The sequence below is a fragment of the Shewanella sp. SG41-4 genome (assembly GCF_014164505.1).
GTDB lineage: Bacteria > Pseudomonadota > Gammaproteobacteria > Enterobacterales > Shewanellaceae > Shewanella.
Map to the genome: position 1 here is coordinate 1 of NZ_JACJFI010000131.1, position 11,332 is coordinate 11,332.

9 protein-coding genes are annotated in these 11,332 nt (G+C 41.3%); 6 read left to right on the forward strand and 3 right to left on the reverse strand.

The genetic code is table 11. The annotated features are described in order from the left end of the window. The 6 genes from H5202_RS12785 to H5202_RS12805 all read left to right on the forward strand — a co-directional run. A partial coding sequence (locus H5202_RS12785; protein ID WP_182772407.1) for a DNA internalization-related competence protein ComEC/Rec2 occupies positions 1 to 2,170 on the forward strand: 2,170 nt, incomplete at its 5' end. A gap of 37 nt (positions 2,171 to 2,207) precedes the next feature. Beyond that, a complete protein-coding gene (gene msbA / locus H5202_RS12790; protein WP_182772408.1) occupies positions 2,208 to 4,010 on the forward strand; it encodes a lipid A export permease/ATP-binding protein MsbA in 1,803 nt (600 codons plus the stop codon). Positions 4,011 to 4,026: 16 nt separating this feature from the next. After that, on the forward strand, positions 4,027 to 5,034 hold the full coding sequence (gene lpxK / locus H5202_RS12795; protein ID WP_182772409.1) for a tetraacyldisaccharide 4'-kinase: 1,008 nt from the start codon (positions 4,027 to 4,029) through the stop codon (positions 5,032 to 5,034). Continuing rightward, positions 5,024 to 5,200 carry a Trm112 family protein gene (locus tag H5202_RS12800; RefSeq protein WP_101086858.1) on the forward strand — a complete coding sequence of 59 codons (177 nt, stop codon included), beginning with the start codon at positions 5,024 to 5,026 and terminating at the stop codon, positions 5,198 to 5,200. Before lpxK ends, H5202_RS12800 begins: the two co-directional genes overlap by 11 nt. Before the next feature lie 277 nt (positions 5,201 to 5,477). After that, positions 5,478 to 5,612: a hypothetical protein gene (locus H5202_RS24280; RefSeq protein WP_259397310.1), complete on the forward strand. Its 135-nt coding sequence runs from the start codon at positions 5,478 to 5,480 to the stop codon at positions 5,610 to 5,612. Continuing rightward, positions 5,605 to 6,336: a serine/threonine protein phosphatase gene (locus H5202_RS12805; protein WP_182772410.1), complete on the forward strand. Its 732-nt coding sequence runs from the start codon at positions 5,605 to 5,607 to the stop codon at positions 6,334 to 6,336. The genes H5202_RS24280 and H5202_RS12805 overlap by 8 nt, the downstream gene beginning before the upstream one ends. Before the next feature lie 116 nt (positions 6,337 to 6,452). Here H5202_RS12805 and H5202_RS12810 read toward each other — a convergent pair whose 3' ends face one another. The 3 genes from H5202_RS12810 to H5202_RS12820 form a co-directional block, all read right to left on the reverse strand. Next, positions 6,453 to 7,337 (reverse strand): MBL fold metallo-hydrolase, encoded by an 885-nt coding sequence (locus H5202_RS12810; RefSeq protein WP_182772411.1) that lies wholly within the window; start codon positions 7,335 to 7,337, stop codon positions 6,453 to 6,455. 267 nt (positions 7,338 to 7,604) lie between these two features. Beyond that, entirely contained in the window at positions 7,605 to 10,670 is a 3,066-nt protein-coding gene (locus tag H5202_RS12815) for an efflux RND transporter permease subunit (protein WP_182772412.1), read from the reverse strand. After that, a partial coding sequence (locus H5202_RS12820) for an efflux RND transporter permease subunit (protein ID WP_182772413.1) occupies positions 10,667 to 11,332 on the reverse strand: 666 nt, incomplete at its 5' end. The genes H5202_RS12815 and H5202_RS12820, both read right to left, overlap by 4 nt.

Consider the following 11,332-nt stretch of genomic DNA (forward strand, 5'->3'; position numbering starts at 1 on the left):
GGCGCTTAATAATGTGCAGCGATATTACCGATTAACATGGCAAAAGCCAGATAAAATTGTAGTTGGCCAAATATGGCAATTTACTGCAAAGGTTAAAGGGATCTCAAGCATCCAAAACCAAGGTGGTTTTAACCAACAAAAGTACTTTATTAGCCAACACATTGTCGCTAAAGGTCGTGTTAAGCAAGCTGAATTGCTTAGTCACAACGGGTCTATGCGCCAACAGATCATGGAAACATTACCGCCAATATTAGTAACGTTTTCTCAGGGCGATATTTTACAAGCTTTGATTTTTGGTGATAAAAGTGCGTTAACCTCCCAACGTTGGCAGCAGCTGCGGCAGACGGGGGCAGGGCATTTAGTCGCGATTTCAGGTTTACATCTTGCGGTGGTTTTTGGTTTATTCTATGGCATGTTGATTGGGGTAAGTCGTTATGCTTTTTCTTGGCAGCATTTAGGTAAAATCCAACTCGCGATGTTATTTGCTGCCGTGTTTACCTTAGGTTACGGCTACTTATCTGGTTTTGCGATTGCCACTCAGCGCGCATTATTGATGATGTTTTTATTGTTGATATTCAGTTTTATTAAACAGTTTAGTCATCATTGGGATCGACTAGTATATGCGTTATTTTTTGTATTGTTAATTGATCCCTTTGCATCTCTTGGTGCTGGTTTGTGGTTATCTTTTGGTGCGTTGGTGATTATTTTATTGTCGGTGAAATCTGACTCGGTCGATCAACCATCAAGCTTAGGCGCTGCTGATGTTATTTATAGCATCGATGTTCATGAGCGCACTTTGACGGATAAATGTATCCAAAAGGCTACAGATCTGAAGGATAAAGTATTACATGGACTGCGTTTGTTGTGGTCTATTCAATGGCGTTTAGCGCTGTTGCTCGGCATTTTACAAGGGATATTATTTGGTGGCATTGCACCTCATAGTATTTGGTTGAATATGCTGTTTGTTCCTTGGTTTAGCTTGGTAGTGATCCCATTAACCTTGCTGAGTTTTTGCATTTGGTTAATGGTGCTGTGTATTTTTTTGTTGTTAGGCATTGATATTGCTTCATTGCAAAGTGTTAGCTCGATGATATTTCAGTGGGCTAATTTAAGTTTGGAGCCGTTTGCGTGGCTATTACAGTTGAGCGATCATTTACCGTTCAAACAACTTGTGTTAACTGAACAAGAGTTAGCGGGGGGCGTATTTTTTATTCTGGCACTGACAATGTTGATGTTACGCGGTTATTTACCCCGTCAGCGCAAATGGGTTTATAGCGTTGTAGTGGCTGTGCTTATGTTGCCAATAATTATGAGCAAATTAGTGACTCATGAAATATTGTCTTCGCCATCGTCGTCATTAGGTTCGACATCATGGCAACTTCATGTCATTGATGTGGCTCAAGGAATGGCTGTGGTTTTACAGCAAGGGCAACATGGGATTATTTACGACACTGGCGCTGCTTATGGCGAGTTCAGTTATGCTCAGCGTGCGATATTGCCTTTGTTGGCGAGCAAAGGTATTCGTTATATTGATTATATTGTCGTCAGTCATGATGATAATGATCATGCTGGTGGATTAAATGTGTTAGTTGAGCAATTTCCGCAGGCAACATTAATTGCTGATTTTTTACCTTCAGATTCGGCTTTGATAGAATCACCACGTGCCGCGCAAACTTGTGAAGGTGAATTACCCTGGCGCGGCATACAACTGAATTTTATCCCAAATCTGTTAAGCGCCAATAGTAATGATAATAACAGTTCCTGCGTAGTTAAATTATTTGATGGTCAGTCTTCGGTATTGTTAACTGGAGACATTGAATCTCAACGAGAACAGGCGCTACTCGCAGTTAATGCAGATATTCAAGCCGATATTTTGTTAGTTCCACACCACGGTAGTCGAACTTCATCAACCCCAGCTTTTATCGATAGTGTTAATCCCAAATTAGCCATTTTCACTGCCGGTTTCTCTAATCAATATGGTTTTCCTAAACCGGATATTGTGGCGAGATATCAGCAGCAAGGCAGTAAAATAATACAAACTGGCCATGTCGGCCAAATTAGCATCAATTTTACTGATAAAGACTACAAAGTAACCTCTTATCGCCAGCAAATTGCCCCATTTTGGTATAACAGTTTGTTTAGATTTGGTGAGTCACTTAAAGCAGAGTAGAATGTTATTTATGTTTGCTAGTTAAGTATTGGATTCAATGTCAGCATCACCTAAAAATGAAATGTGGGTCGTTTTCAAACGTTTGATGGCCTATGTCGTACCGATGAAAGCTATGTTTGTTATGGCTGTTCTAGGTCTTATTACTTATGGCGCTGTCGATGCAGCGTTTATCGCATTTATTAAGCCGTTTATTGATGAAGGCTTCAGTCAAACGCCAGCGATAGTCGCCGGTGTGGACTTACCAACGCACGGTGGCTTTAACGCCAATAAAGACATTATGTTAATGGCCCCAATAGCGGTTATTCTAATGTTTAGCCTACGTGGTGTGGCTAACTTTGTGTCGACCTATTGTGTATCTTATATGAGTGCTCAGCTCATTATGGATATGCGTCAACAAGTGTTTGAGCATTACCTACGTTTACCAGTGAGTTATATTGACCGCGAAAATAGCGGTAATTTGATTTCACGCGTCACGTTTGATACCGAACAAATTGCTCGTGCATCAGGCAGTGCATTAATTTCAATCGTCAGAGACAGCATGACGGCCATCGGTATGTTAGGCATTATGTTCTACTATTCGTGGAAATTGTCGTTATGTATATTGGTGATAGGCCCAATTATGGGCGTGGTTATAAGTGTTGTCAGTAAGCGTTTTCGTAAGGTTTCTAAGCAAATTCAATCAGCAATGGGCGGTGTGACCGCAACCACAGAGCAGATGATTAAAGGCCATAAAAACGTATTAGTGTTTGGCGGACAAAAAACTGAGGTTGAACGCTTTTTTCAAGTAAATGATCGTAACCGTTACCAAAATATGAAGCTTGCCGTTGCGCAGTCAATTAGCCAGCCACTTATTATGGTCATTGGTTCATTTGCGTTGGCATTTGTGTTGTATGCCGCCACTTGGGATAGCATGAAAACGGATTTAACGGCCGGAACGTTTGCAGCAATTTTGGGTGCAATGTTAGCCATGTTACAACCGATTAAAAACTTAACCCGTGTTAATGCAGAGTTTCAGCGTGGTATTGCGGCTTGTACCACGGTATTTGAACTATTAGACACTCCGCCAGAACCCGATAATGGTGCATTTACTACTGATAGAGTTGAAGGTAAGTTGACCTTTGAAAATGTAACATTTGCTTATCCAGGGCATGAGAAATCTGCCTTAAATGGAATTGATTTTGAAGTTAAGCCAGGTAAAACGGTTGCATTAGTAGGGCGTTCAGGCTCTGGTAAATCGACCATTGCCAGTTTAATAACCCGCTTTTACGGTGATTTATCGACAGGTGATATCCGCCTTGATGACACCAGTATTTATGATTACCAACTAAAATCACTGCGTAATCAAGTGGCTCTAGTGTCGCAACAAGTCACTTTGTTTAATGACACCATAGCCAATAATATTGCTTATGCCTACCCAGGTGAAGTGACTCGCGATCAGATAATACGTGCCGCTGAATTAGCCTATGCAATGGAATTTATTGATACTTTACCTGAAGGCCTTGACACCCAAGTCGGTGAAAATGGTGTGTTGCTTTCGGGCGGCCAGCGCCAACGTATTGCAATTGCCCGTGCCATGTTACGTGATGCGCCAGTGTTAATTTTAGATGAAGCAACATCAGCATTGGATACAGAGTCGGAAAAAGCGATTCAAAAAGGCCTCGACAATCTTCGTCATAATCGTACTTCTATTGTGATAGCACATCGCTTGTCAACCATAGAAAGTGCGGATGAAATTTTGGTTATTGACCAAGGGAAAATTGTTGAACGCGGTAACCACAATGAGTTAATTGCCCAAGCAGGTATTTACGCTAACCTTTACCAGATGCAGTTTAGCCAATAATGATCAGGTGGTTGTGATGCAACAGCTTATTCATCGCATTTGGTACCAAGGTCATCAGGCTAAGTGGTTATTACTGCCGTTAGCTGGGTTATTTTGGTTAATATCTTATATTCGGCGGGTACTGTTTAGTTGTGGACTTAAACAAGCACAAGTATTACCAGTTCCTGTAATCGTGGTAGGTAATATCACCGCAGGAGGCAGTGGTAAAACCCCAACAGTGATTTATTTAATTGAACTGTTACGCCAACACGGTTACAAACCAGGTGTAATAAGCCGAGGTTACGGGGTTAATATCAATGGTGTTGTTGCTGTTAATCCTAATGCAAAAGCCTGTGATGTAGGGGATGAGCCTGCAATGATAGTCGCTCGCACTCAAGTCCCTATGGTTGTCGGCGCCAAGAGAGTTAGCGTTGCACAAACATTATTAGCAGACTTTGATGTTGATGTGATTATTAGTGATGATGGCTTACAGCATTATGCATTAGGCCGCGATATCGAAATTGCTTTAGTTGATGGTGAGCGACGTTATGGTAATCATTGTTTGCTACCTGCAGGTCCTTTACGTGAAGGTTTGTGGCGTTTAAATTCTGTTGATTTTGTGATAAATAATGGCGGGCCAGCTCATAATGGTGAGGTGTTGATGACACTCGAGCCAGCGCCGCTTTGTCAGGTTGACAGTAGCCGACACGATCAGTTTAATATGCAACATAATGTCGTTGCGATGGCGGGTATTGGTAACCCGCAACGTTTTTTTAATAGTATTAGCCAGTTAGGCTATAAAGTAGTACAAACAGTTGAGTTTGCAGACCACCAAGCATTTGATCAAAAGCAATTAAGTGAGTTATCCGCACAACATTCATTATTAATGACTGAAAAAGATGCGGTTAAATGTCGCGATTTTGCACAATCAAACTGGTGGTATTTACCTGTAAATGCGAAGCTTAACTCAGAATTTGATCACGCATTGTTGAGCCAATTACAGCAAGTGGCTCAAACTAAAAAAGGATTGTCTCATGGCATTTGATAAAAAATTACTCGAAATTGTTGCCTGCCCAGTATGTAAAGGCAAGCTAGATTACGACAAAGAGTCGCAACAACTGATCTGCAAGTTTGATAAATTAGCGTACCCTATTACCGAAGGTATTCCTGTATTGTTAGAAAATCGTGCTACAGCGTTAGTGACTGAATAACGGTTCGATAATGTGAAAAATGATTGAATGATTAAGCGCCCAAAAGGGCGCTTTTTTTGTCTAAAAAAAGTCATCATATTGAATAAAAACATTATTTCTTCTCGACTATCAATATTTTCCTAGTTGATCCGTTCATCTAACTATTTATTTATCGTGGCCATTTATGGTGTTTATTGCGTGTTTTAGCTGATGATGAATTGATCAGCTATTCATGCTGACTAACATTAATGGTAATGAAATGTATCTTTTGTGTTTTTAGTTTGTGTACAAGGTATGCATGAAGTTTTTATATAAGGCTAATATTGTTGGAAAAGTGCGAAAAACCATTGGTTTTATTGAGTTCTATAAACGCGAGGAAGATAATTTAGTCATCAGTAATGGTGAGTCGATGACTAGGTTGTTTTATGACTGAGAAAGATGGTTTTCAACAACATGTAGCTAACGTTTATCGCGAGCATCGCGGCCAACGCGTGGTATCTTTTGAATATCAGGGTAAGCGTTATTGGTTGAAACAAGTTGAGCATCTTGCGGGGGCGATGCGTTTATTAAAACAAAACTCGGCGGCTGCATTACATAAAGAAATTGGTGTATTAAATACGTTAAGTCATTTAGGTGCACCAGTGCCTGCTGTGGTCGACTTTGGCGATGGTTACATGGTTGTCGAAGACGTAGGCTATACCATTAATAATATTCTAAACCATGCTAGCCAAACTTTATGGCAACCGATTTTAAATGATGTCAGCATAGCCTTAGCAAAACTACACTGCATGCTGCTTGCCCATGGTCGACCAGCCTTACGTGACATTAGCTGGCAAAAAGGTGAGGTTAGATTTATTGATTTTGAAGCGAATCAACAGCATATGTCAATTACCTCACAACAAGTTCGCGATTTATTGGTGTTTATCCATAGTTTATATCGCTACATTGGACCTAATAATAGAGTGATTAACCAAGCAATAGCTTGTTATCGTTTGGCTGGCGGCGAAGCTATATGGCAAAAGGCCAAGCAGTTTTTAGCTTCTTGGCAGTGGTTATATTATTTCGCGAGACCTTTTAGACATACTGGCGGAAAAGATTTGAAGCCGGTGTATTGGGTATTGTGGCATTTCAGGCAAGTGCCTTTAACACCGATATAGCGGATATACTTCTCTTCAAATACGCTGGTATTCAATAAAAAAGCTTGCCTAGAACAACAAGCTTTTGTATGTATGCCGACAGTGATATTGATTGGTATGCGTTAAGGGCTATGCATTTAAGGTTTTGCGGATAAGTCTTGATATAAGGTTTCTATCCACTTATCTGCAGAGATAAATTCCCAAGCCCAATTAGCGTATTTTTCAGGAACACCTTGTTTTTTGATGGTGGCTAAATCATTACCCATTTCAATTTCACCACGCATCCAATTAATACTGTCATCAAGCATGTGTTTGAATTTTAGCAGTTCATTTTTATCGGCTAACGCGCCATGACCCGGTATAACCTTAGTCTTATTATCTAAAAGATCGAGGATGATACTGACATTTTCACGGTAGCCAGTTATCGATCCTCCCGCAGCTAAGTCAATGTATGGGAAGCGGTCTTTAAAGTATAAATCGCCCATGTGAATTATATTCCCTTGCTTCCACATGACGACACTATCACCATCGGTATGTCCAGGACCTAAGTGAATCACTTCTAAGGTATCTTGATTAAAATGAATGGAGACATTCTCCTCATAGGTGATAGCGGGTAATGCTGACGCAGGAATATTGCTATCAGCTTTGAGACGCTTGAAAACATTGTGATGAGCTAAGATAGAGCCTGTTTTACCAAAGTGGGCGTTTCCACCAGTATGGTCGCCATGGTAATGAGTATTAACGATGTATTTTGGCAGGCCTGGTTGAATGTCATTGAGTGCAGCGGTAATTTTATCGGCCAAAGGTGCAAATTGATCATCAACAATCAATATACCGTCGTCTCCGGCAGAAACTGCAATATTGCCTCCGGCTCCGATAAACATGTAAGTATTATTGTCTAGTTTGTTGGATTTAATGACCACATCACTGAACTTATCATCAGCAATAGCTGATGTTTGAGCTAACGCAAGCATGGCTAATGCACTTAGCCCGATGATGTTACGTTTAAATAGTAGTTTCATGTCTATCCCTCGTTGCTGTCATAGCAATTATTTTTATTATTGATACTGCCTAGCGTAACAAGTTGATCACTTATCGTGCAACAATTTCTAGTACAACAATTTTTCGTCAAATAAAATCTATTCAAGTGAACTACTTACCGACGGCGCTTCGTGTCAAACAGAGGTTTTTCTCGACTATTTTGATAAAACTACACTTCGCCAATATAGCTGATTAAGTATTCAGCTTAGTAAGCATTGACGAAGCGCCAGCAAAGCTGAAGTGCAGGACTATTTAGTCCAAGGCAGCAGTTTTTGGGCAAATGTATTGGCTAGCCCTAATCTAATAGCTGCTTTATGTCGCACGAGATATAACGCTTGGTAGCATAATGGTACTAAATATAGGCTGGTGACGGTTGAAAAGGTTAATCCACCGATAATCGCAATGGCCATTGGCGAATAAGGTGGCCCACCACCTCCTATTTGAGTGTCACCCATTGCTAACGGAACTAATCCCAATACTGTGGTTGCAACCGTCATTAATACCGGACGCAAACGAGTAATACACACGTTAACAATGGTATCACTTAGCTTATCCAAATCAGGTGTCATCTGATTAATCTGGTCTACCAGAACAATACCGTTATTGACCACAATACCCATCAAAATGAGTATGCCTATCATCGACATTACCGACATTGGAGTACCTGTTAGCCACAATGCCCAGAATACACCTGTAATTGAGAACATAATTGAAGTGATAATGGCTGTTGGTAATAGCAGTGACTCAAATAACGCCGCCATGACGATATAAATCATCGCAATTGCCAATATCATATTCACCACCATGATTGACTGATCTTCATCCTGGCGTTCAAAACCTCCTCGTAATGAGTAGCCGTAACCGTATGGGAAATTCACCGAGTCCATCACCTGAGTGATTTTGGTTTGTGCTTCTTCGGTAGTGAGTTCTTCAAGGTTTGCGCCAATGGATAAAGCCGTTTGGCGATTAAAATGACGAATAGTATCAAATCGAGGTACCACGGTTGCTTCAGCTAAACTGTCTAGCGTATAAACTCGATCACCTTGGCGAATAATCGGCAGTTGCTTAAGTTTTTCTAGCGAGTTTTGCCAGCTTTTGTCATAGGCCAGTTCGATACGCAGTTCGCCGCTAGGATCATGACGGAACGAACGTAATTGCGAACCTCTTAAGGCAATGGCAATGTTCGATGCTATATCGCTTAAAGTTAAATCCAGGCGGGCAGCCATTTCTCTGTTTATCACCACCACAACTTCTTGTTGAGCGCCATTCACTTCTGAGCGAACATCGACTAGGCCTTCTATATTGTCTAGCAATGGCATCACCTGTTCACTGATGCGGATTAACTCCGTTGTTGAACGTCCCGTTAAGGTCACACGAATACCGTTATTTTCATTACCCCAACCAAATTGCGGCGTAGCGATAGAAAACTTAGGAAACCCTTCGCGGATCATTTTCTTCAATTCACTCATGTCTATCGGGATATCTTTTTGCAATAAAATGGTCGATTGTGCATCTTGTGGTGCGTAGTAACTGTATACCGCATCAATATAAAATTTGTCTTTATTGTTATATAAATACGTTTCCATGCTATTAATCATGGCTTCGGTCACTGCTAGATTATGCCGACCTTCTAACTGGTAATTAATGTATAAACGGTCATTACCTTCACCATCACCTTGATCTTGTTGCACCATGCTTAATGGCAATGCAGTGGAGACCAATATCGCCACGGCAATTACACCTGAACGTTTTGGTCGGGTTAAAATCCACGTTAGGCTGCGCTGATAAAAACGCCCTAAGCGATTGCTGTCATTAGTGGCTTCTACTTCAAAATGAAAGTGGTTTAGCATCAGAGGGATCAAGGTTTTAGCAACGAGTAGCGATGCCGCGAGCGAGATACAAATGGCCACTGCAACATGCTCTAAAAAGATGGTCATCTGTACTTTTACCCCAAAAATATTCGGTAGAAATACTATGGCGGTGGTTAATGTGCCTGCTAGAACCGCTAAAGAGACTTTGTCAACGCCGCTTAACACAGCTTGTTGGTTGGCTTTTATTTGACAAGTATCGTCAATGTGTCCAGCTTGTTTTTCTTGTAGCACGCTTTCGGTGACGACTACCGCATTATCAATCAACATACCGACGGCTAATAACAATCCCATCATCGACAAAATATTTAAGCTGTAGCCTAAAAAGTACATACCAGCCAATGTCATACATAATGAAATTGGCACTGATGAGATAACTACTAGCGTCATTTTAAGGTTACGAAGAAACAGATACAGCACCCCAAATGACAGTACCGCGCCCATTAATCCAGACAATAGTAAATCTTTCAATGACGATTTAACGCCATAGGCTTGGTCTTCCATGATAAACAGTTTGATGCCGTTAAATTGCTGGTCTTTCTTAACCTGTTCGATGCCTTTTAATACACGATCAGACACTTCGACTAAATTGGCTCCAGACTCCTTAAATACATCAATACCTACCGCATATTTTTGATCTAAATGTCGGCCTTCAATTTTCTCAGGCAGGGCATAGCTCACCATCGCGATATCTTGCAGGCGAATACCCGGCACAATCACCAGATTATTGATATCGTCGAGACTGGTAAACTCGCCTTTTGGTGACACTTGATACACCCTTGAGTTTTCTCTTAAGGTACCGGCACTGATGACAAAGTTTTCGGCCAATAAACGTGACCGTAAATCGAGACTATTGAGGTTTGATGCGACTAATTTGTCGGCATCAAGTCGGATCTCAATCTGCTTTTGTTCAACCCCATAAAGGGTGACTTTTGATACGCCGTCAACGCGTTCAAGTGGCTTACGCAGTTGCTTATCTAATAAATCAAACGCATTAGAGAGCTCGCGCTCGCTTGATATGCGAATGGTTAATACTGGCATATCGGCGGTTGAGAACTGTTGGATCATGACGCGCTCAACATCTTTTGGTAATAAATGTCTTACCGAGTCAATTTTCTCACGCGCTTCTAGGCTTTTGGTGGCAACGTCTTGACCCCATTTCATATTCAGTTGAATAAAAGCACCGTCTTGAGTTGAGTCGGATCGTACCTCTTCTATACCGCTCATGGTGGCGAGTGACTCTTCCAGCACTTTAGTGATATCGCGTTCAACTTCTGCTGGGCTGGAGCCTTTATACGGGACTTGCACCACAATTTGTGGAATATCAATCCCAGGAAACATTTCTAGTGGCAGCATTCTACTGGCCGCCATGCCAAATAACATGATGGCCAAGAAAAACATACAGGTGGTGACGGGGCGCTTTATCGCTAGTTGAGTGATATTCATGCTGGCGTCTCCGCTGTATTAAGCTCAACGTCGCTTTGGGTATATTGTTTACGGTCAAATAGCGCATATAAAGCGGGGATAACTAATAATGTTAGCAAGGTTGACATGCTTAAGCCGAAAATGACTGTAATAGCCATTGGCGCACGAACTTCACTGCCATCACCAATGCCTATTGCCATTGGTAATAACCCTAAGGTAGTGGTTAGGGTTGTCATCATGATAGGACGTAAACGAGATTGTGCAGCATCATTAATCGCAGTCAGTTTATCCAAACCCTCTTGGCGCAATTGATTGATACGGTCAACTAACACAATCGCATTATTGACCACAATACCTGCCAGCATAATTAAACCAATGAATACCACCACGCTTAAATGGGTACCGGTAATAAATAAACCAATAATACTGCCTGCTACAGCCATCGGAACGGCAATTAAAATAAGCAGGGGATGCAACAATGATTCAAATTGGCTGGCCATCACTAAATAAACTAGGAAGATAGCTAAAACGAGGGCTATTTTCAATGAGTCAAATGAGTGCTCCATTTCTTCATTTTGGCCGCCAAATCTGGCTTGGATTGAGCTAGGAAACTGTTGTTGAGTGAGTATCTGCTGGGCTTCAATCACCGCTTCGCTTAAATCACCGTATGCCAAATTAGACGA